Raw genomic sequence first — 20701 nt, forward strand, 5'->3', positions numbered from 1 at the left:
TTCAATATAACTCGCTAATCTACTTTTTATTATGAGTAGTTTGATGATTTTGTAAAAATAATAAAATTTTATTTTGAAAAATTTTATATTTCTTTCAAAATTTTATAAACCAAATGCGTAGGAAGCCCCATTATAGTGTAAAAACTACCGGATAGCTTTTTGATTTTTGCCATCCCAGCCCACTCCTGTACGCCATAGCTTCCGGCCTTATCGAAGGGTTTATAATTTTTGATATAAAAATCGATTTCATCATCAGAAATCTCATCAAACTCTACATCGGCAACATCTGTTTCAGTAAAAACCTTATCTAAAGTCTGTATGGTAATTCCTGTGTAGACCTGATGGGTCGTTCCTGATAGTTGGCGAAGCATATTCTTTGCGTCGGTATCATCTTTTGGCTTTCCAAGAATTTGGCTGTCAATGGCAACAACAGTATCTGCGGTTAATAAAACTTCATCATTCTGAAGGGAGCGGAATGCATCTGCTTTTAATTTAGAAAGATAAGCTGCTGCATTTTCTATTGCAATTCCTTCAGGAAGGATTTCTTCACAATCTATTTTCACCACTTCAAAATTAAATCCTAAATCGGCCAGCAGTTCCTTTCTCCTTGGAGACTGTGATGCTAAAAGTAATTTCATATCAGCTTATTATACGGATTGTGTATTATCATCCTGCCAGTTTCCCTGTACTTTCATTACCTGTTCGATAATATCACGCACAGCTCCACTTCCACCCTGTTTGGTTGAAATATAATCAGCAATTCCTTTAATCTCAGGAACCGCATTTTCCGGACATGCTGCAATGGCAGAATTTTCCATGATGTGAAGGTCAGGAAGATCATCTCCCATTGTCAGAATCTCTTCATTTTTTAGATTGTATTTCTTTTTAAAATCTTCAAAATCGGCCATTTTATTATGGGACTTAGCGTAGTAATCTTCAATACCTAGATAGTTGATTCTGTGCTTTACCATTTCATCATTTCCTCCCGTAATGACCCCTATTAAATAATTGTTTTTTAATGCTTTAACTACTGCATAACCATCTAAAACATTCATGACCCTGCTCATATGCCCGCCAGGCATCAGGTATACACTGCCATCTGTAAAAACTCCGTCTACATCAAATACGAATGCTTTGATATCCTTTAATTTCTCTTTATAACTCATACATTTTTTTAATAGAGTGATTCATTGTTTTGTAAATTTCAAGACTTTCGTCTTTTAGTAATTGCTCATGGAGTTCCAAAACTCTTACATCATTTCTTACTGCAGGCCCCGTCTGAGCTGCTTTAGGCTCAATCTCGTAGATCTTTTGTACCGTTTCATCAATTAATGGTAAAAAATAATCGAATGGAATCTCCTGGGAATCCGAAATTTCTTTTGCTCTGGAAAAAAGGTGATTTACAAAATTACAGGCAAAAACAGCCGTAAGGTGTATATACTTTCTTTTCTCATAAGTACTCTCCATTACATTTTTCGATATTTTTGAAGCTAATCCGAATAGTAATTTCTTGTCTTCCTCATTTTCCGCCTCTATGAAAAATGGGATTTTTCCATAATCGAGCTCTTTGGATTTTGAGAAGGTCTGTAACGGGTAAAAACTTGATTTTCTGTACTCCCCTGCCAGAATTTCTTTTGGAAGAGAACCTGAAGTATGAACGACAAGGCAGTCTTTTTTAGAGATGAGTTTAGAAACATCCTCTACCGAATTGTCGCTGACGCAGATGATATACAGATCAGCATCTTCAAGATGTTCGGATGAATGGGGAATTTTTAATTCTTCCGCTATTTTCGCCACTTCTTTTTCGTTTCTACCAAAAATTTGTGCTAATGGAATGTTATTCAGAACAAAAGCTTTTGCCAGGTGATAGGCCACATTTCCGGAACCGATAATTACAATTTGCATATAACAAAGATAATATTTTATGAGTTTTGGAGTAAAAATTGAAGAAAGTATTTAACTTTTAGATATTTTTGTAATCCAAAACAGTGAAAAGCATCTATGAAGATTAAAGACGCGGAAATTATTACGCTGATGCAAGACCCACGAACTCAGGATAAAGGAGTTCGTGCGTTAATGGATGCTTATCAAAGTAGATTGTATTGGCATATAAGAAGGATCATTGTAGATGGCGACCTCGCTCAGGATACTTTGCAGGACACATTTATAAAAGCATATCAGAATTTTCACCAGTTCAAAAATGATAGTCAATTGTACACATGGTTGTACCGGATAGCTACCAACGAAGCTTTACAGCAAGTCAACAAGATGAAAAAAATGCAGAAGACAGATGAAGATGCTGAATACCATATGCAGAATCTTGTAGCAGACAATGCAGAAAAAGATGCCGACGAAATACAGATTTTACTACAGAATGCTATACAGAGCCTGCCTGAAAAACAGAAGCTCGTATTTATGATGCGGTATTATGATGATCTGCCCTATGAGGAAATATCAAAAATTGTAGATATGTCCGTAGGAACACTAAAGACCAATTATCATTATGCCAAACAGAAAATAGAAGAATACATAAAAGAGAATTACGAAAATAATTTTTGACCAACAAACAGATGAAAGAATTCGATATAGAGAAATTAGAACGTAAAAACATTTACAAAGTTCCGGATGATATGTTCAGTACCATTCAGGAGAGAGTAATGAATGACGTGAAAGCAAATAAAAAAGCACCTGTTTTCAAATTAAATTGGGTGTATGCAGTTGCTGCGTCATTAGCTTTGATTTTTGGGAGTACTTTTGTTTTAAATTCCAATAGTAATACAACAAAAGATTCCGGGAATACGCAAGTGAATTATGCGCAAAATAACCCGTCCGCAAAAAGCGAAAGTGAGATAGCCTATGAAACGCTGACATCTGATTTAACTTCTGTCGAAAATAACAATCAAATAGTTGTAAATCAGGAAAGTAAAAACTCTGTGTATCCGCAGAATATTGAAGTAAATAACACCATAAAACCAAAAACAGCTAAGACTGTTTCAAAACAAACTGAAACCCGAATGAACGAATATCTCGATTCGTTTTCTAATACAGAAATTGCAGAGTTAGCAAATAACTCGACTCAGGATGTTTATTTGGACTTATATAATTAAAAGAAAGATGAAAAAGATATTATTTACCCTTTTTATTATTTGCGGTTTTGGCTTAAATGCCCAAAGAACGGATTATGATTGGAAGAAAATGGACTCTAAGCAGCGAAAGGAAATAATCAACAACCTTTCCCCTGAGGAGAGAAAAGAACTTCTGAAAAAATTCAGAGATAATATGATCTTGGACAACCTTGATGTAGACCCTAAAAATAAAGCTGAATTTACAGCTGTTTATAATGAATATATAGATAGTCAGAAACAGATTAAAAGTCAGTTTAATCCTAACTTTAATCCGGAGACGCTATCTGATGACGAAGCAAAAGTTAAGTTGCAGCAAAGCTTCGAGCTGGGGCAGAAATTATTAGATAATAGAAAAAAATATGCTGAGAAAATGCAGCAGGTAGTACCTTGCCAAAAAGTATTGAAACTGTTTCAATCTGAGTGGATGATGAGAGATAAGATGAATGACAGAAAAACTCATATACACGACAATACGGCAAAGCAAAAACAGAACCCATAATAGTTTATTTTTTTAATGTTGGACGACTCTTACGAATCTTTTTGTAAGAGTCGTTTGATTTAATGGGAATGCTTACTTTAGCACAAAAAAATTAATATGATGAAAAAACTATTCTTCTTTCTTTTATTATCGCTTTCGTTGTCGGCACAGAAAATTGAGTTAATTAAATTAACGCAAAATATCAAAGATAAAAGAGGAATGACAAAATCTCTTATTTTAATTGATAACCGAAAAGATAAGGTAATAGGCAAAGTATCACATAAAAATGAAGAGATAGAAGTGAAGTTTGCTAATGAAGAGTTGGAAAGTTCTATAGAAAAATGGTTTGAAGAAGAGAATAAGGTAAAAGGAAATAATGATATTGTTTTGATTCTGGAAGAATTAAAAGTATATAATGAACAGGATCCTGGTCAAAAAAAGATATTTGGTAAAGCTAAAATCACAATTTCAAGCTTTATCAAAAGAAATAGCAGATATTATTTTGCTAACCGTTTTGATAATGTTGTCGTTTCAGATCCACGAGACCTGGCTGGCCAGATAGCAATGGTCTTTTCGGAATTTATCAAAGGATCTTATATAAGTACCGTTTCAAGTGAAGTTATTCCAGAAAATGAAATAGAAAAGTATAACCAATATCTCAGTAAGAATTATAAAGCATTTAATAATTCTGTTCTGAAAGACGGAGTATATACGAATTTCAAAGGTTTTTACGATCAAGTACCAGAGCCTGGTTACATGGTTGAAAAAAATAGAAAAGGAAAAGTAGTGAGAATTAAACATAATGAATTACAGGTTTCTATGAGTGAGGCATATTGTTATGTGGACGCAGGAAAGGCTTATCGTCTTACTCCATTAGGGTTTGTAGAAATGTTAAAAGGGAGTGAAGGCTTTTTTATTGTTTCATCACGTCAGCAGCTTTTTAAAGAAAAGAGTTCTACAGGAATGATGGTGGGAGCTGCTGCAGGAGGTGTAGTTGGTGCACTTATTGGCGCAGCTATTGACTCCGTATCTAATGCGGAAGCAATGAATGGTTTTGGACTTAAAACTCCCACAATATCGAAAGTTACTATTGATTCTTTAACCGGATCTTACATTTTCGAGAAATAAATTTTCAATAATTATCATAATACATAACGGCTCCTATGAATCTTTTCATAGGAGTCGTTTGGTTTAAAACTAATGCTTACTTTAGCGCGAAAATCAAGAAAAATGAAAAGATTACTACAGGTTGTCTGTACTTTTATTGCCATAACATCATTCGGGCAAGGAAAAGAACCGATTAAGTTTAAAGGAAATATTTGGAACTCTGGAAAAGAGACTTATAAAACCTTAACTGTTATTGACCAAAGGGAAGATAAGCATATTGGAATATTACCTTTTGGAAACAAGAAAGAAATGAAAGAAGTTGTTTTTCTTACGACTCCAGGAAATGACTTAAAAAACTGGTATACAAGAGATAATAACGAAGGAGGGAAAAATGAATTGGTTCTGGTTTTGAAAAAACTTAAACTCTCTGTGGGAGAAACGGTCGGAAAAAATACTGAAGGAAGTATAGACTTTTCGGCTCAGACGTTTTCAAAAGATGGCTCACAATATCATTTTCTTTACAAGAAAGATACAGTGCTTACATTAAGTCATAAAGATGTGTCAGAATTGATGGTGAAAAATGTATCAGCTGTTTTTGCTTCTTTACTTACTAAAACCCATTTTGCAAAGCCCACCGAAAGTGCTGTATCCATTGATGAACTTTCAGACTATGAGTCTTACGTAAAAAACAGTTATGAGGCTTATAAAAATGATTCACTGAAGGATGGAATCTACCTGGATCATGCATCCTTTTTTAACCAGACTCCTGAGCCTGGAAATTATATACTTGAAAAAAATGATAAAGGAGAGGTGACGAAAGCTGTGAAAGAGGAAAATGGTAAAAAGAATAAGATTTCAACATATAAAATGTTTGCCTATGTGGAGAATGGAAAGGCATACAAGAAAACATTTTCAGGATTTTTAGATTTAAATAAAAATGAAAAGGGATTCTATGTAATGAGTAACAGAGGATATCTTTTCCCAGCTCCATCCAGCAGCTCACTTGGAATGTTTGGTTTAATAGGAGGTGTAGCCGACGCTATCCAACAAGGTGCTAAACAGAGCAAGATGAAACGAGGTGATAAAACTGAAATATACATCGATTCTTTAACAGGAGAATATGATTTTCAAGAAATAAATTTAGAATAATTATAATAATACATAACGACTCTTATGAATCTTTTTCATAAGAGTCGTTTGATTTTAAACTAATCTTATATTTGTGGAAAGTTTAAAAAAGATGAAAAAAATAGTATTACTCCTTTTATTCTCAACATCATTATTTGCCCAAAAAACAGAAACAATAGAGCTTTCCAAATCTATTAAAGACAACAAAAATTCGGTAAAAAAATTTACGGTGATCGATCAAAGGCCCAATAAGGAAGTGGGGAATGTAATGTATCATAAAGATCAAATAAATATTGTTTTTAAAGACAATGCTGAAAAGAGTCTTACGGACTGGTTTTACAAAAATAATCCGGAAAAAGGAAAAGATGAACTGGTTCTTTTATTAGAAAACCTAGAAGTAATAGAGGATAAGAAAGAAAAATTTTCAATTGGGAAACTTAATTTTCGGGCAAGCACATTTATTAAAAAAGAAGACGGTTATCATTTTCTTTTCAGAAAGGACACGGTTACAAGCGTTTCTTCTCGTACAACGCCTTATCTTGCTCAAAGCCTATCTAAAAAAATTTCACTTATTTTCACAGATTTGTTTAAAAATTATTACCAAAAAACTCCTTGGGAATTTACAGTTTCGGAAAGTGAGCTAACTGATTATGCAGTTCTGTTGAAAGAAAAACTGGATATTTTTAAAGTGGATAAGCTAGAGGATGGGGTTTACAAAGATTACTACAGCTTTTTTACACACAAACCTGAACCTGGATTTACATTAAAGACCAATGATAAAGGAATCGTTACAAAAGCAGTGAAGGGAGAAGAAAAAAAAGGAATAAGACATTTTTATGCTTTTGTACATAATGGGATTGCTTATAAAAATATTCCTATTGGTTATGTTGAGATTTTCAAAAATGATCAGGGTCTTTTTATTGAAGTTAAAAAATCAGAGTTATTTCCTGAAACGTCAAGCAATGGAGCTATGATTGGAGGAATGGCGGGAGGTTTAATTGGAGGTATTATTGGTGCCGTAATAGATGCCAGCACTCAAAGTTCAAGAAGAGGTAATGGCGGATCTGAAGTTTATCTTGATCCTTTTACAGGACATTATATTTTACCTGAAGATTTTGGTAAAGCCAAATAATATTAATTTAATAAAGAAAAGAGAGACCAACGGTGTAAAATAGATAATTAAAATTAAGAGCAACGAATTGTCTTGCTTTTTTTTATCTTTGCAAATTACAATGTTCTTAAATGAAAAACATACGAAATTTTTGCATAATCGCTCATATTGACCACGGTAAAAGTACTTTGGCAGATCGTTTATTGGAGTATACCAATACTGTTACCCAAAGAGAATTACAGTCTCAGACCCTGGATGATATGGATTTGGAGAAAGAACGTGGGATTACCATTAAGTCTCACGCGATCCAGATGGATTATGAATATAAAGGGGAAAAATATATTTTAAACCTGATCGATACCCCTGGGCACGTAGATTTTTCCTACGAAGTTTCCAGATCAATTGCTGCCTGTGAAGGAGCGCTTCTTATTGTAGATGCTGCACAGAGTATTCAGGCGCAAACTATTAGTAATCTTTACTTAGCATTGGAGAATGACTTGGAAATCATTCCTATTCTTAATAAAATAGATCTTCCATCTGCAAATCCTGAGGAAGTAACTGATGAAATCGTTGGTCTTTTAGGGTGTAAACCTGAAGATGTATTGAGAGTATCAGGAAAAACAGGAGAAGGAGTTCATGATTTATTGGAGCAAATTGTCAACAGAATTCCAGCTCCGGTTGGAAATCCTGATGGGCCGTTACAGGCTTTGATTTTCGATTCTGTTTATAATCCTTTTAGGGGAATTGAAGCTTATTTTAAAGTTGTTAATGGAAGTATTTCCAAAAATGAAAAAATTAAGTTTTTTGCAACAGGAAAAGAGTATGGTGCTGACGAAGTTGGTACTTTAAAGCTGAAACAAGTTCCTAAGAAGAAGATTGAATGTGGTGATGTAGGCTATATCATTTCTGGGATAAAAGATGCCAGAGAGGTAAAAGTAGGAGATACTATTACTTCGTTTGAAAATCCGGCTGCTGAGGCAATCGATGGATTTGAGGAAGTAAAACCGATGGTTTTCGCCGGAATTTATCCTATTGATTCTGAAGATTTTGAAGAATTAAGGTTTTCATTAGAGAAACTAAGATTGAATGATGCTTCTTTAGTTTTTGAACCGGAAAGTTCTGCAGCTCTTGGATTTGGTTTCCGATGTGGATTCCTGGGAATGCTTCACATGGAAATTGTACAGGAACGCTTAGATAGAGAGTTCAATATGAATGTTATTACTACGGTACCTAACGTTTCTTATCATGGGTATTCTAAAAAAGATCCTGAGACCGCAATTTTAATTAATAACCCATCAGAAATGATGGATCCAAGCATTCTTGACAGAGTAGAAGAGCCATTTATTAAAGCCTCTATTATTACAAAATCTGATTTTGTTGGACCGGTTATGACGCTTTGTATTGAAAAAAGAGGCGAAATTGTTAACCAAAGTTATTTAACAGCAGATAGAGTTGAATTGACATTCAATATGCCACTGGCAGAAGTTGTATTTGATTTTTATGACCGCCTTAAATCGATCTCGAAAGGATATGCTTCATTTGACTATACTCCAATCGGAATGCGTTCTTCTAAATTGGTGAAAATGGACATCCTTATCAATGGAGATATGGTAGATGCGCTTTCTTCATTAATTCACGAAAGTAATGCATATTACATTGGTAAAAAGATGTGTGAGAAGCTTCGTGAGCTGATTCCTAGACAACAGTTTGATATTGCAGTACAGGCTGCTTTGGGGGCTAAGGTAATTGCCAGAGAGACCATTAAGGCATTAAGAAAAGATGTTACTGCAAAATGTTACGGAGGGGATATTTCCAGAAAACGCAAATTATTGGAAAAACAGAAAGAGGGTAAGAAGAAAATGAAACAGATTGGTAGGGTAGAAGTACCACAGTCTGCATTCATGGCTGTATTGAAACTCAACGATTAATATAAAAAAGACCGATAATTTTATCGGTCTTTTTATTTTAAAGGGTTCTCTGTTTTTCAATCAGGCCTCCCTGAACGACAAGAGCTCCTAGCCCCAGGACAATTTCTACAATGCCTAGCATGGTGATCAGGTTGGTTCCACATACGATACATTCCGGTTCTGGAAATGGTTTTTTACCGATAACAATGATGATGACTCCACCGATAATAATAATCACGACAATCAATGCTCTTAATAAAGTTTTTGAGTTCATAATGATGGTATTTATTAGTTTTTATGCCTACTCTTTAAGGGTTTCGGCTTGATCCTTTTGTTACATCAAAATTGAAACTAAGAATCGATAAAAAGCTACGTAAAAACACCCAATTTTTATAGTGATTCTACGATAAATAAAAGAGGCTGTCTCAAAAGAGATAGCCTTTTTTATGCAAAAAGGAAAGCTTTCGCTTTCCTAATAGTTGCAAATTGATTAATTTGCATTGTGTTAAGTACGTCAAAAGTAGTCTTTAAAGATTACACCCCCAAAGAAAATCTGCTTTTTCCTCCCAATTTATCGGAGTTGATTGATGAGCGACATCCTGTGAAAATTGTTTCAAACATTATTGATGGCTTGGATATCAAAAGCTTAATTAAAACCTACAAACCTGGCGGAACATCTTGCTACCACCCGAAAATGCTTTTGAAAGTTTTGATTTATGGCTATTTAAGCAATATCTATTCAAGCCGCAAAATGGAGCAGGCCTTGAAAGAAAACATCCATTTTATGTGGCTCTCTGCAATGAGCCGTCCCGATCATAACACCTTAAACAGGTTCCGTAGTGAACGATTGAAAGGTGAGATTAAAGCTATTTTCACACAAATTGTTCTTCTTTTGGAAAAGGAAGGTTTGGTAAGTCTGAAAACCACTTTTGTAGATGGCACCAAGATAGAAGCCAATGCCAATCGCTATACTTTTGTTTGGGGAAGAGCTGTCAAAAAACACAAAGAAAGGATTGCAGAGCAATTAGAAGAGCTTTGGAACTATGCAGAAACAGTTGCCAAAGACGAGCTTGAAAATACAGAAAGTATTGATTTTAAAGAAGTAGATTCTGAAAAAGTAACTCAAACCATCGAAAAGATCAATGAAGTTTTGAAAGATAAAAAAGTAGCTTCAAAAGTTCGTCAGAAACTGAATTATGCTAAGAAAAACTGGGCAGATAATTTAGAGAAATATAAAAAACAGCAAGAATTATTAGAAGATAGAAATTCCTATTCCAAAACCGATACAGACGCTACTTTTATGCGAATGAAGGAGGATCATATGCGAAACGGACAACTAAAACCCGCTTACAATCTACAAATTTCTACCCATAGACAATTCATTTTACATTATTCAATTCATCCCAACCCAACAGACACCAAAACATTAGCGACTCATTTACTGGGTTTTGAAGAAAGCTATCATAAAGCTCCCAAAGAGCTTGTTGCTGATGCTGGTTATGGCTCAGAAGAAAATTACAACTTGTTAAAATCTAAGAAAATAAAAGCTTATGTTAAATATAATTACTTCAGAAAAGATCAGAAATCGGGACAAATAACCACTTCACAAAACAATCCTAAATTGGCAAAAATCAGAGAAAAGGTTTTCAAACTTCTTAATACCAGCAAGGGCATCAAACTCAGAAAACAAAGATGCCATGATGTTGAACCTGTTTTTGCAGAGCTCAAACACAACAAAAATTTTAAACGATTCATGCTTCGGGGAAAAAATAAAGTCGAGGTAGAAATCGGCATACTCGCAATTGCCCACAATCTAAAGAAAATGTCAAAAGCAGCCTAAAACAGACTGCTTTTTTGACTTATATCTTCTTTTTTCCAAGATATTTTTTTTATTCAAAATATCGAAATCTTTTTTCAATGAAATACTAAAAAGAGACTGTCCTTTTGAGACAGCCTCTCTTATTTATTTCTTACGGGTGAATTTGATTTCCATCGTTTTCATTTCTTTTCCGGTTTTCCAGTCGGGGCCATACATTTCTAAAGTGTGATTATTATCATCGGTGAAAGTATAAACCTCTCTCATTTCACAATCTTTATCGGGACGGGAAGGATCAGTAGCTGTACCCTTGAATTCAATTGATTTTTTGGAAGCATTCCATTCTCCTTCTGCTTTCATAATTCCGGTTCCCATATTATCGATCCAGGTACTTACAAACTTTTTCTTAGCATTATCATAGCCCATGATGCTCATTCCCTCAAAAGGCATTCCCATAAAATTTCCTTTGTAATTGCTCATCTGGTAGCGTCCGTCAAAAATCATTTTATTTGAACATTCGGAAGTGCTTTTCATTGGTTTCCCGCCTTCTTCCATCCACATGGTGGTTTCTCCAGTCCAGTTGCCACCATATTTGGCTAACATTTTGTGCATGTCTCCGGGAGTAGCATAGGCCATCCAGGCTTTTGTAGCAGTTGCAGAATCTATAGGTTTCCATGTTGTAGCGTCTGATCCTGTTGATTCTTTACTCATGTTGGTTTTTCCTTTTTCGCATGCGGTCAATAAAAACGCAGTGCAGAAAATGAACAATTTATTTTAATAATGCTGGGATCTTTTAATTCTAAACCGTATTTTTGTGTATTCGTAACGCAAATTATACTATGCAGAATATAAAGGTTGCAGTGGACGCTGTTATATTTGGATACTTTGATAAGAAAGATCTTCAGATTCTTTTAATAAAAAGGAAAATAGATCCTTTTAAAGGCGGGTGGGCAATACCCGGAGGGTTGGTCCTTGATGATGAAAATCTGGATGATGCGGTAAAAAGAGAACTGTATGAAGAGGCGGGGATTAAACCTGATTTTCTCGAACAACTTTATACTTTTGGTAATGTGGGTAGGGATCCTAGAAACAGAGTGGTTTCTGTGGCCTATCTGGGGCTTGTGAACCCATCATACCATGAGTTATTTGCGGATTCTGATGCAGAAGATGCCCAATGGTTTAGTGTGAACCAATTGCCTGAACTGGCTTTTGATCATCACAATATTATAGATCTTGCCCTAAAAAGACTTCGTACGAAAATTCAATATCAACCGATCGGTTTCAATCTTCTGAACGAAGAATTCCCTTTTTCAGATCTTGAAAACCTATACAAAACCATTATCGGACAGGAAATAGACCGCAGAAATTTTAGAAAGAAGATCATGAGCTACGGGCTTCTCAATGAAACCAATAATGTAAAAAAAGAAGGGAGTGGAAGGCCTGGAAAGCTTTTTACATTCAATCAGGAGAAGTATAAAGAGTTGGAAGACCAGGGATTTTATTTTGAAATTAAATAAGGTTTAAACACAGATTACCCAAATTCTTTCACAAATTAAGAAAAAGGTTAGATAATGGAAGATGTTTATGCTAAACGGAAAATTTATATCAATAAAAATGGGCTAAAGCCCATTTTTTAATTAGTCCATATTCCAATGGCTTTAGCCAAAATCTAATATATCGCTGGATAAAAAAAAACACATTGTAAATCAGGTGTTTATATTTATTAGTGTAAAATTAACGCAAATAAATTTGGCTGATATAATTCTTTTCATTTAAATTTGTGTAAAAATAACGCAATAGCAAAATTATATCATTTTGATTTTGTGTAAAAAGAACACTAAATAATTGTTTAACACCTAAAATTTAATGCTATGTTGGGTTTAAAACACATCAAATTTGATTCAATGACTTACGTACTTCATTTTAAAAATGGAAATATCGTAAAAGAGGGACGGGGCCTATCATTCTTCTATTTTGCTCCAAACAGTTCTATTGTAGCAATTCCTATGGGGAGTAATGATCTGCCATTTATTTTTAATGAAAATACCTTTGACTATCAAACGGTAAAAATACAAGGTCAGATCAGCTATAAAATTACTGATCTGAAGGCACTCTCAAATACATTAGACTTTACTGTTAATGAATCTGGAGTATACAAGAAAAATGATATTGAAAAGCTCAATCAAAGAATCATCAACCTTGCTCAGACTTCCACTTCTTCTTTTATTCATGGAATGAGTCTCAAAGATGCCATTCGTTCTGCTAAAAAAATTGAAGAAAATATTCTGGAAGGTCTTAAGGAATCAGAAACAGTGCAAACTATGGGGATAGAGATTTTAGAAGCCAGCATTTTAGCAGTTCAAACCACTCCGGAAATGGCGAGAGCATTAGAGACGGAAACGAGAGAGAAACTACAGCAGCAGGCAGATGAAGCCATTTATGAAAGACGAAATTTTGCTGTAGAGTAGGAAAGAAAGATCAAAGAATCCGAACTAAATACAGAGATTGCTGTTGAGGAAAAACAGAAACAGATTGAAGAAAAAAGAATGGAAACGGAAATCCAGCAGGAAGAAAATAATCGAATCCTTAGGGAAATGAAAATCTCAGCTGATATATCTGTTGAAAACCAAAGAAAACAGCTGATCGAACAAAAAACAGAAAATGATAGAAAAGAAGCAGAAACCAATGGATATGTATTGGAAACTTCTTTAAAACCTTACAAAGAAATGGACTGGAGAGTGCTAAGTGCTTTGAGTGGTAATCAGGACGCAAGATCAAATATTGCACTTGCATTCAGAGAGCTTGCTGAAAATGCAGGTAAAATAGGAAACTTAAATATTAGCCCGGATTTATTGGAAAATCTGTTAACAGACCACTAAGGATGAGTTGGATGGCTAAAGGCAAAATTGAGAAATCGCTGATTTGATGAATTGTTAAATCGTAAAACAGGTAATTTGTAAAATGAATTAACGATGAATGTCATACTACTAAAGAATGATTGATTAGTGAGCCCGATGAAGGTCTAAAAAGCATAATATATTCAGTCATTAATACTTTATTACAAAAGAATATGAAACCAGAATATGCCATTATCATTAAGAATAAAACGAGACTGGAATTTCTGATCGAGAGGTTTAATACCAAAGCTCAGGCTCAGTTTTATATTGAAAGCTCCGGAGGAGATTTTCAGGAATATGTCATCGAACATGAAAACTTCCATCAGGTTTTTATGGAGATTCAGACAAAGCTATCCAAAGTGATTAAAAATAAAGTGTTGGAAAGAGAGTTTGTTCCCTCTTATATTTTCTCTGAAAAGAACCTGACTGTGGTAATCGGACAGGACGGACTGGTGGCTAATGTTGCCAAGTATTCCAGAAATATACCTATAGTAGCGATCAATCCCGACGAAGCTAGATATGATGATATATTGCTGCCTTTCAATGTGAAAAACTTTCTCAAAGGGGTAAATAGAGTTATTAACGAAAGTTTTAGTTCAAAAAAAATGAGATTTGCAGAAGTTGTTTTGAATGATGGACAAAAGCTGTTGGCAGTTAATGACCTTTTCATAGGGATATCTTCACATAGTTCTGCAAGGTATAAGATCTTATTGAATGGAAAGGAAGAAATGCATTCTTCAAGTGGAATCATTGTTTCTACCAAAACCGGAAGTACAGGTTGGCTTAGCTCAATCTTTAATATGGCTTACGGAATTTTAGGATCAAAAAAACTTAAATACCCGAAACTGAATGATGATGATTTATATTTTGCCGTAAGAGAGCCTTTCAAAAGTATCCGGACACAAACCGAGATTTGTGGAGGAACTATAAAAAAAGGGAATAAGCTGATCATCGAATCATTAATGCCAAATAATGGTTTTATATTTAGTGATGGAATCGAGCAGGATTTTCTGCAGTTTAACAGCGGAACGACAGCAGAAATCAGGTTATCAGATGAAGAAGCGGTTTTGGTAATAAATTAAAAAAAGATGATACAATATTTGAAAGGTGACGCGATATGTCCCAAAACTGAAGGAAATAAAATTATTGCACATATTTGTAATGACATGGGAGGCTGGGGAAAAGGCTTTGTATTGGCTATTTCTAAAAAATGGAAGGATCCCGAAAAAGAATACAGAAATTGGTATAAATCAGGTATTAATTTCAGTCTTGAGGAAATCCAGCTAATTAATGTAGGATCAGAACTATGGATTGTAAATATGATAGGACAACATAAAGTAAATACCAATTCTGAAGGAATTCCTCCAATTAGATATGAAGCTGTAGAAGAGTGTTTGAGAAAACTAAGTGCCGAGGCTATAGATCTAAAGTCTAGCGTTCATATGCCCAGAATTGGTTGTGGTTTGGCTGGTGGAAAATGGGAAGAAATCGAACCAATCATTGAAAGGACATTGTAAAGAACAATATTGAAGTATATGTCTATGATTTTGAATAAACTTAATAATATGAAAGTATATAAATATAGATCAATAGAAGGAGATGTTTTTAAAAGAGATTTTGAAACTATTAGAAGCAATTGTTTTTATTCATCTAATTATAGCATGCTGAATGATCCTTTTGATATTTACTTTAAAGAAGAATTATCTCGGGTTATAAATATTTTAAAGATTTTATTTCCTTACAAAGAAGTGGACAATTTTGAAAATCAACTTAAAGAAGTATTAAATTTTAAAGAAGAAATAGGTGTTTACTGTTTAAGCACAGATTTTTTAAATGAACAATTATGGGCATATTATGCGAGTTCTTATTCAGGATATTGCATTGAATATGATTTAGATAAATTGATAGATAAAGGGCAAAATGTTGATTTTGAATATCAATTTCCAATTGATTATAAGGATAATATTCCAACATTAGTTATTGATGATATTATAGATTTACAGAATAACTTTATTCAAAAAATGTTTGCTACTAAAAAATCGGCGTGGAAACATGAAGAAGAATTTAGATTAATTTTTAGTAAATATGGTTTGAAAAAATTTCACGAATCAGCAATTACTGGAATTTATTTTGGTGTTAAAACCCCAGAAGTAATAAAAGAATCCTTTTATGGTCTCTTTGAAAATAGAAATGTAAAATTTTATGAGGTATTTCCCTCCAATTTCAAACTGGAATATAGATTACTTAAAGAATTTAAGAAAAGAAAGAAATATGATATCAATAAATTTGACTTTGAAATACTTAGAACAAGAGCAAATCAATGGGAGGAAACTTTTGATATATATTATAAAGGGAATGAAAAAGGTGAATTAGAGATAAAGGAGTTTGTTTTAGCTTTTAGAGAAGAATATTGTATAAAAGAGAACAGTTTGACTTTATTCAATAATAAAGAAATTTTAAGTCTAATAGATTCTTACTCTTTAACGGATGAAGAATATATCAAATATGCAGATTCAATTATAACTATTATTAGTGGTGAAGAGGTAGAAATTTGTAATCCATTTAAAGATTCAAAATATAATGAAATCAAGAAACAATGAAAAAATTAACCATATTAAGTGGTGCCGGAATCAGCGCCGAAAGCGGAATAAAAACTTTCAGGGACGGAGATGGTCTCTGGGAAAACCATAATGTAACAGATGTAGCAAGTCCTGAAGGGTGGCAAAAAGACAGGGCTTTAGTTCTGGAGTTTTATAATCAGCGTCGCCGTCAGCTCCATGAAGTGGTACCTAATGATGCCCATAAACTATTGGCTGATTTAGAGCAGTATTTTGACGTACAAATTATTACCCAGAATATAGATGACCTTCATGAGAGAGCAGGGTCGACTCATATTCTTCACATCCATGGGGAATTGTTTAAGTCTTGCTCCAGTAATAATAAAAACATTGTTTACGAGCAAAAGGGAGATATCAACCTTGGTGATAAAGCCGAAGACGGAGCCCAGTTAAGGCCATTTATCGTTTGGTTTGGAGAAGATGTTCCTTTATATCATACGGCAAGAGAAAAGGTAAGGGAAGCAGATATTTTAATCGTTATCGGAACCTCCTTGCAGGTATACCCGGCAGCAGGATTGATTCATGATATCAAAGATGACTGCCTGTTGATTGTGATTAATCCTAATGAAACGGAATTCGGATACGGACAAAGAGCCGTGGTGATGAAGGAAAGTGCTACTAGAGGGATGAAACTATTGTTTGATAAATTAGTAAACATGGCGTAAATGCACAGGCGTATATACATTTAAGTTAAAGAAACCGCTCTAAAAGTGGGAATGCGTCATGGAAAACCCGTAATTTTGACTATCAGGACAGGAAAGATGTTTGTGGAAGGAATCAAATTTTACCTTTCGGATAATGGAGTATGGCTGACGGATTTTGTAGATGCAAAATATATTTCAAAGTAAAAAATGAAAAGAACATTGGTAATTGGGGATATTCACGGGGGCTTTAGAGCATTGAAACAGGTTTTAGAGCGTGCAGAGGTAACAGTTGATGATCAGTTAATTTTTCTTGGTGATTATGTCGACGGATGGAGTGAATCCTCTCATATCATTGAGTTTTTAATGGATCTGTCCGAAAAGCAAGATTGTATTTTCATCAAAGGAAATCATGATGCCTGGTGTGAAGATTGGATTTCCTTGGGTGAAACTCCGGATGTCTGGCTCTTTCACGGAGGCAGAAAAACCATTGAAAGTTACGAAGGATATTCTGAAGAAGAGCTGGAGAAACATTTAGTTTTTTTTCGACGTATGAAAAATTATTATGTAGATGATCAAAACCGATTGTTCATTCATGCAGGCTACTCTTCAATGCATGGCCCTGAAAAAGAAATGTATTCCAGCAATTATCGATGGGACAGAACACTTTGGGAAACTGCCGTTTCGATGGATAAGAAGCTGAGTAAGAATTCAGGGCTCTGTCCGAAGAGGTTGCTTTTATACAAAGAGATCTTCATAGGGCATACTTCGACCCTAGAGTTAGGGATTAGCTATCCTCTCAATAAAGCAAATATCTGGAATTTAGACACGGGAGCAGCTTATACAGGCGCTTTGTCCATTATGGATGTTGACACCAAAGAATTCTGGCAAAGTGATCCGCTTCCAGGTTTATATCCTAAAGAAAATGGAAGGAATACACGATAACTAATCCAATATAAATAGTTTTATTCGTGGCATTCTAAATTTTTTAAGCCACTAATGCACGAGTTTTTTGTGCCTTAGAAGCACACCATTTTAAGAAATATTGTATCCTTGTGATTAACCAAAAGATTCATCAAAAATTTCAGTAATTTTAAAATCTGAAATTTTAACCCCATGAAACTTAAATATTTTCTATTATTTCTGAGTTCTTCTCTATTTTTTTCTCAACAATCTTTTCAGACCCCTTTTGAAAAAGGAAATGGTAATCAAACGGTTACATATGCAGAAATGAATTCGTACTATCAGGATCTGGCAAAGAATTTTAACACGATTCAATACCTTAAAAAAGGAGAAGACGATAATGGGAAACCCATTTATGTAGTTATTTACAATCCCTTTCCGGAAAAAGATCCTGCAAAGCTTAGAGAGAATAAGGCTATTTTGTTGATTAACAATGGGATTCATCCCGGTGAACCCGATGGGATTGATGCCACCATGATGCTGATGCGTGATCTCGCTACTAAAAAAATAAAGACCCCTGAAAACTTTATCATCGCAGCCATTGCAGCTTATAATGTGAGCGGAATGCTCAATCGCGGCTCTTACTCAAGGGCTAATCAAAATGGTCCGGAACAATATGGATTCAGAGGGAATGCAAGAAATTATGACTTAAACAGAGACTTCATAAAAGCAGACTCTAAAAATGCAAGAAGCTTCCAAGAAATCTATCAGTGGTTGAAACCTGATGTTTTTATTGATAACCATGTGAGTAATGGGGCAGACTATCAATATACATTTACTTATATTTGCACATTCAAAGAGCGATTGGGGAAGACACTGGGGGAATATTTTTATAATGATTATCAGGCTAAAAACCTTGATGATTTAAAAAAGTTGGGTTATGAAAGTACACCTTATGTTAATATTCATGGAGATATTCCGGACATAGGTTTTGCCGCTTTTGAAGACTCTCCAAGATATTCCACCGGCTACACCTCTTTATTTAATTCTTTGGGAACGGTTCCTGAAACCCATATGCTGAAGCCGTATGATAAAAGGGTGGATGCTACCTACAAATACATGTTGGTCAACCTTCAAAACCTGGATAAAGACTACAAAAGGATAAAAGAACTTCGTCGTGAAAATCTCAAACAGTACCAGTCTGGGAAGGCCTATGGAATACGATGGAAAATAGATTCTACAAAATTTTCTACCATGAATTTCAAAGGATATGAAGGGAAATACAAGCCAAGTGAAATTTCAGGTAAACCAAGGCTGTACTATGACAGAAGCAAACCATTCACAAAGAACATCAGATTATTTACAACAGCTGTCCCTACAGGATATATTACCATCCCAAAATACTATGTAATTCCGCAAGCACAATACCGCGTCATTGAAGAATTTAAAAGAAACGGAATTCTGATGAAGCCCCTTCAAAAAGATAGTACGATAGCCGTAGAGTCCTATAAGATAAAAGATTTTAAAACGGTTAAAAACCCCTATGAAGGCCATTATCTGCATTACGAAACTACAGTAGATAAATCGAACGGGAAGAACTTATTTTTAGCAGGGGATTATATCGTTCCAACCCAGCAAGATGGAGTTAAGTACATTATTGAAACATTGGAACCTGAAGCCTTAGATTCTTTTTTCAATTGGAATTTCTTTGATGGTATTCTTGCACAAAAAGAATATTTTTCTGCCTATATCTTTGAAGATACTGCTGCAGAGCTGCTAAAAAAAGATGCAGCTTTGAAGGCGGCTTTTGATGCGAAGAAATCTTCTGATAAAACGTTTGCAGAAGATGGAGTAGCCCAATTGGATTGGGTATATAAACATTCTCCTTACTTTGAAGAGAAAACATTCAGACAATATCCTGTGTATAGGATTCCATAAAGACAAAAAAAGGGCGTTTCAAGCTGAAACGCCCATTATATTTTATTGTTAGGATCTCGGTAAGCCTCTTTTCAAAGCATAGTTAGCTCTTTCAACGGCCTTCTTCTCTTTCCAATCCATGTATCTTTTTTTGAAATTTGACTTCATAATATCATCAAATTTGCGTTGTACCGTAAGGTTCCATAGCGAATGTGCTTTTACAGCCCATGATTTATCCCAGGCTCTCAAAGAAATAGAGAAACTTCCATCCAGATATTTCATCCAGTGCCACCATCCGGTAGGCATAAATAGAGTATCTCCATGTTCAAGGAAACCTTCTATTCCTTCTACGCCGTCCAGCGCAGGAAACTTCGTGAAATCAGGATTTTCGATATCATAATCTTCCAGAGCATACGTTGCATAAGGAATTTGATATAATCTTTCTTTCCATTTATAATCAAAAAGCATAACATGCTTTCTTCCATTAAAGTGAGTGTGGAAGATATGAGCCATATCAATATCGAAATGAAGGAAAGTTACAGAGCCCTTTCCACCAAAGAACATATTCGGATATTTATCCAGAAAACCTCCCATTAATTCTTTCGGGGAAATATAATCTTCCAGTAATTTTGGAGCAAATTTGATTGGATCAAAAAGGAATATTCGAAGGTCTGTAGGCTCTTTTTGGATCAGATCTATATAATCTCCGAATTTCATTTTGGCAGCAGACGCGTTGATGGGAGCAGACGGGTCAGCTTTTGAGCTATCATATAAGGGGACTTCTACATCACCAACCACTTCCTTCATGTACTCCATTGTCCATTTTTGATAAGCCGGCCACTTTTTTGCCATATTTTTGATGACAACGGGTCTTCTCGGCTTTAGATATTTTTCGTAGAATTCTTCTTTAGAAATATCGTCTACAACATCTATAGGCTTTAAAATAATTCCCATTCTATAAATTTTATGTTACAAAATTATTAAATTAAATAGATATAACATGGTGTTTAAGTTTTTTTTAATCTATGATTCAAATCATTATCTTCAATACTT

The 20701-nt window shown here is 34.6% G+C and carries 23 protein-coding genes and 1 pseudogene; 18 read left to right on the plus strand and 6 right to left on the minus strand.

Annotation, left to right across the window (positions count from 1 at the left end; genetic code table 11):
- Window positions 1-83: 83 nt before the first annotated feature.
- The 3 genes from CJF12_RS14235 to CJF12_RS14245 are packed head-to-tail and all read right to left on the minus strand — an operon-like array spanning window position 84 to window position 1905.
- On the minus strand, window positions 84-638 hold the full coding sequence (locus CJF12_RS14235; protein WP_034684508.1) for a Maf family protein: 555 nt from the start codon (window positions 636-638) through the stop codon (window positions 84-86).
- A 9-nt stretch (window positions 639-647) separates the two neighbouring features.
- Window positions 648-1166 (minus strand): KdsC family phosphatase, encoded by a 519-nt coding sequence (locus CJF12_RS14240; RefSeq protein WP_034684505.1) that lies wholly within the window; start codon window positions 1164-1166, stop codon window positions 648-650.
- Window positions 1156-1905 carry a Rossmann-like and DUF2520 domain-containing protein gene (locus tag CJF12_RS14245; protein ID WP_034684501.1) on the minus strand — a complete coding sequence of 250 codons (750 nt, stop codon included), beginning with the start codon at window positions 1903-1905 and terminating at the stop codon, window positions 1156-1158. The genes CJF12_RS14240 and CJF12_RS14245 overlap by 11 nt, the downstream gene beginning before the upstream one ends.
- Window positions 1906-2001: 96 nt before the next feature.
- Here CJF12_RS14245 and CJF12_RS14250 point away from each other — a divergent pair, with 96 nt between their 5' ends.
- From CJF12_RS14250 to lepA, 7 genes are all read left to right on the plus strand, one after another.
- Entirely contained in the window at window positions 2002-2559 is a 558-nt protein-coding gene (locus CJF12_RS14250; protein ID WP_034684500.1) for an RNA polymerase sigma factor, read from the plus strand.
- An 11-nt stretch (window positions 2560-2570) separates the two neighbouring features.
- On the plus strand, window positions 2571-3107 hold the full coding sequence (locus tag CJF12_RS14255; protein WP_034684497.1) for a hypothetical protein: 537 nt from the start codon (window positions 2571-2573) through the stop codon (window positions 3105-3107).
- Window positions 3108-3114: 7 nt separating this feature from the next.
- Window positions 3115-3624: a hypothetical protein gene (locus CJF12_RS14260; RefSeq protein WP_034684713.1), complete on the plus strand. Its 510-nt coding sequence runs from the start codon at window positions 3115-3117 to the stop codon at window positions 3622-3624.
- Between the two features lie 96 nt (window positions 3625-3720).
- Window positions 3721-4731, plus strand: coding sequence for a glycine zipper domain-containing protein (locus CJF12_RS14265; RefSeq protein WP_034684493.1), 1011 nt, complete (start codon window positions 3721-3723; stop codon window positions 4729-4731).
- 102 nt (window positions 4732-4833) lie between these two features.
- Window positions 4834-5859 carry a hypothetical protein gene (locus tag CJF12_RS14270; RefSeq protein WP_131329538.1) on the plus strand — a complete coding sequence of 342 codons (1026 nt, stop codon included), beginning with the start codon at window positions 4834-4836 and terminating at the stop codon, window positions 5857-5859.
- Between the two features lie 91 nt (window positions 5860-5950).
- Window positions 5951-6970: a hypothetical protein gene (locus CJF12_RS14275; RefSeq protein WP_034684485.1), complete on the plus strand. Its 1020-nt coding sequence runs from the start codon at window positions 5951-5953 to the stop codon at window positions 6968-6970.
- Window positions 6971-7080: 110 nt separating this feature from the next.
- The gene (lepA, locus tag CJF12_RS14280) at window positions 7081-8877 is read left to right on the plus strand and encodes a translation elongation factor 4 (protein WP_034684482.1); all 1797 of its coding nucleotides are present in this window, start codon (window positions 7081-7083) and stop codon (window positions 8875-8877) included.
- Between the two features lie 37 nt (window positions 8878-8914).
- On the opposite strand, the gene CJF12_RS14285 is transcribed toward lepA, so the two are convergent.
- Window positions 8915-9130 (minus strand): hypothetical protein, encoded by a 216-nt coding sequence (locus tag CJF12_RS14285; RefSeq protein WP_034684480.1) that lies wholly within the window; start codon window positions 9128-9130, stop codon window positions 8915-8917.
- 228 nt (window positions 9131-9358) lie between these two features.
- Between CJF12_RS14285 and CJF12_RS14290 the strand changes: the two genes are divergently transcribed.
- Window positions 9359-10696 (plus strand): IS1182 family transposase, encoded by a 1338-nt coding sequence (locus tag CJF12_RS14290; protein ID WP_095591034.1) that lies wholly within the window; start codon window positions 9359-9361, stop codon window positions 10694-10696.
- Between the two features lie 123 nt (window positions 10697-10819).
- Here the strand turns inward: CJF12_RS14290 and CJF12_RS14295 are convergent, their stop codons facing one another.
- Entirely contained in the window at window positions 10820-11383 is a 564-nt protein-coding gene (locus tag CJF12_RS14295) for a DUF1579 domain-containing protein (protein WP_084675588.1), read from the minus strand.
- Window positions 11384-11511: 128 nt separating this feature from the next.
- Between CJF12_RS14295 and CJF12_RS14300 the strand changes: the two genes are divergently transcribed.
- From CJF12_RS14300 to CJF12_RS14340, 10 genes and pseudogenes are all read left to right on the plus strand, one after another.
- Window positions 11512-12189: an NUDIX hydrolase gene (locus CJF12_RS14300; RefSeq protein ID WP_034681243.1), complete on the plus strand. Its 678-nt coding sequence runs from the start codon at window positions 11512-11514 to the stop codon at window positions 12187-12189.
- A 387-nt stretch (window positions 12190-12576) separates the two neighbouring features.
- Window positions 12577-13140 (plus strand): SPFH domain-containing protein, encoded by a 564-nt coding sequence (locus tag CJF12_RS20245; RefSeq protein WP_228379042.1) that lies wholly within the window; start codon window positions 12577-12579, stop codon window positions 13138-13140.
- A gap of 78 nt (window positions 13141-13218) precedes the next feature.
- The gene (locus CJF12_RS20250) at window positions 13219-13551 is read left to right on the plus strand and encodes a hypothetical protein (protein ID WP_228379043.1); all 333 of its coding nucleotides are present in this window, start codon (window positions 13219-13221) and stop codon (window positions 13549-13551) included.
- 191 nt (window positions 13552-13742) lie between these two features.
- Entirely contained in the window at window positions 13743-14651 is a 909-nt protein-coding gene (locus tag CJF12_RS14310) for a diacylglycerol kinase catalytic domain-containing protein (RefSeq protein WP_034681244.1), read from the plus strand.
- Between the two features lie 6 nt (window positions 14652-14657).
- Entirely contained in the window at window positions 14658-15086 is a 429-nt protein-coding gene (locus tag CJF12_RS14315; protein ID WP_051887163.1) for a macro domain-containing protein, read from the plus strand.
- A gap of 48 nt (window positions 15087-15134) precedes the next feature.
- The gene (locus CJF12_RS14320; protein ID WP_157759863.1) at window positions 15135-16169 is read left to right on the plus strand and encodes a DUF2971 domain-containing protein; all 1035 of its coding nucleotides are present in this window, start codon (window positions 15135-15137) and stop codon (window positions 16167-16169) included.
- Window positions 16166-16852 (plus strand): SIR2 family NAD-dependent protein deacylase, encoded by a 687-nt coding sequence (locus CJF12_RS14325; RefSeq protein WP_034681248.1) that lies wholly within the window; start codon window positions 16166-16168, stop codon window positions 16850-16852. Before CJF12_RS14320 ends, CJF12_RS14325 begins: the two co-directional genes overlap by 4 nt.
- 27 nt (window positions 16853-16879) lie before the next feature.
- A pseudogene (locus CJF12_RS14330) lies at window positions 16880-17035 on the plus strand (RNA 2'-phosphotransferase); the annotation flags it as partial.
- 3 nt (window positions 17036-17038) lie between these two features.
- On the plus strand, window positions 17039-17773 hold the full coding sequence (locus CJF12_RS14335; RefSeq protein ID WP_034681250.1) for a metallophosphoesterase: 735 nt from the start codon (window positions 17039-17041) through the stop codon (window positions 17771-17773).
- 171 nt (window positions 17774-17944) lie between these two features.
- Window positions 17945-19669, plus strand: coding sequence for a M14 family metallopeptidase (locus CJF12_RS14340; protein WP_034681252.1), 1725 nt, complete (start codon window positions 17945-17947; stop codon window positions 19667-19669).
- Between the two features lie 48 nt (window positions 19670-19717).
- Here the strand turns inward: CJF12_RS14340 and CJF12_RS14345 are convergent, their stop codons facing one another.
- Window positions 19718-20602 carry a cupin-like domain-containing protein gene (locus CJF12_RS14345; RefSeq protein WP_034681254.1) on the minus strand — a complete coding sequence of 295 codons (885 nt, stop codon included), beginning with the start codon at window positions 20600-20602 and terminating at the stop codon, window positions 19718-19720.
- Window positions 20603-20701 lie beyond the last annotated feature (99 nt).

It is taken from the genome of Chryseobacterium piperi, assembly GCF_002285635.2.
GTDB lineage: Bacteria > Bacteroidota > Bacteroidia > Flavobacteriales > Weeksellaceae > Chryseobacterium > Chryseobacterium piperi.

Bases quoted from the DNA above. Each gene is read 5' to 3' on its own strand.
- CJF12_RS20245 (WP_228379042.1), top strand. From the start codon at position 12,577: ATGACTTACGTACTTCATTTTAAAAATGGAAATATCGTAAAAGAGGGA.
- CJF12_RS14235 (WP_034684508.1), bottom strand. From the start codon at position 638: ATGAAATTACTTTTAGCATCACAGTCTCCAAGGAGAAAGGAACTGCTG.
- CJF12_RS14325 (WP_034681248.1), top strand. From the start codon at position 16,166: ATGAAAAAATTAACCATATTAAGTGGTGCCGGAATCAGCGCCGAAAGC.
- CJF12_RS14320 (WP_157759863.1), top strand. From the start codon at position 15,135: ATGAAAGTATATAAATATAGATCAATAGAAGGAGATGTTTTTAAAAGA.
- CJF12_RS14315 (WP_051887163.1), top strand. From the start codon at position 14,658: ATGATACAATATTTGAAAGGTGACGCGATATGTCCCAAAACTGAAGGA.
- CJF12_RS14260 (WP_034684713.1), top strand. From the start codon at position 3,115: ATGAAAAAGATATTATTTACCCTTTTTATTATTTGCGGTTTTGGCTTA.
- CJF12_RS14340 (WP_034681252.1), top strand. From the start codon at position 17,945: ATGAAACTTAAATATTTTCTATTATTTCTGAGTTCTTCTCTATTTTTT.
- lepA (WP_034684482.1), top strand. From the start codon at position 7,081: ATGAAAAACATACGAAATTTTTGCATAATCGCTCATATTGACCACGGT.
- CJF12_RS14345 (WP_034681254.1), bottom strand. From the start codon at position 20,602: ATGGGAATTATTTTAAAGCCTATAGATGTTGTAGACGATATTTCTAAA.
- CJF12_RS14295 (WP_084675588.1), bottom strand. From the start codon at position 11,383: ATGAGTAAAGAATCAACAGGATCAGACGCTACAACATGGAAACCTATA.
- CJF12_RS14285 (WP_034684480.1), bottom strand. From the start codon at position 9,130: ATGAACTCAAAAACTTTATTAAGAGCATTGATTGTCGTGATTATTATT.
- CJF12_RS14265 (WP_034684493.1), top strand. From the start codon at position 3,721: ATGATGAAAAAACTATTCTTCTTTCTTTTATTATCGCTTTCGTTGTCG.
- CJF12_RS14255 (WP_034684497.1), top strand. From the start codon at position 2,571: ATGAAAGAATTCGATATAGAGAAATTAGAACGTAAAAACATTTACAAA.
- CJF12_RS20250 (WP_228379043.1), top strand. From the start codon at position 13,219: ATGGAAACGGAAATCCAGCAGGAAGAAAATAATCGAATCCTTAGGGAA.
- CJF12_RS14335 (WP_034681250.1), top strand. From the start codon at position 17,039: ATGAAAAGAACATTGGTAATTGGGGATATTCACGGGGGCTTTAGAGCA.
- CJF12_RS14270 (WP_131329538.1), top strand. From the start codon at position 4,834: ATGAAAAGATTACTACAGGTTGTCTGTACTTTTATTGCCATAACATCA.
- CJF12_RS14275 (WP_034684485.1), top strand. From the start codon at position 5,951: ATGAAAAAAATAGTATTACTCCTTTTATTCTCAACATCATTATTTGCC.
- CJF12_RS14300 (WP_034681243.1), top strand. From the start codon at position 11,512: ATGCAGAATATAAAGGTTGCAGTGGACGCTGTTATATTTGGATACTTT.
- CJF12_RS14250 (WP_034684500.1), top strand. From the start codon at position 2,002: ATGAAGATTAAAGACGCGGAAATTATTACGCTGATGCAAGACCCACGA.
- CJF12_RS14310 (WP_034681244.1), top strand. From the start codon at position 13,743: ATGAAACCAGAATATGCCATTATCATTAAGAATAAAACGAGACTGGAA.
- CJF12_RS14240 (WP_034684505.1), bottom strand. From the start codon at position 1,166: ATGAGTTATAAAGAGAAATTAAAGGATATCAAAGCATTCGTATTTGAT.
- CJF12_RS14245 (WP_034684501.1), bottom strand. From the start codon at position 1,905: ATGCAAATTGTAATTATCGGTTCCGGAAATGTGGCCTATCACCTGGCA.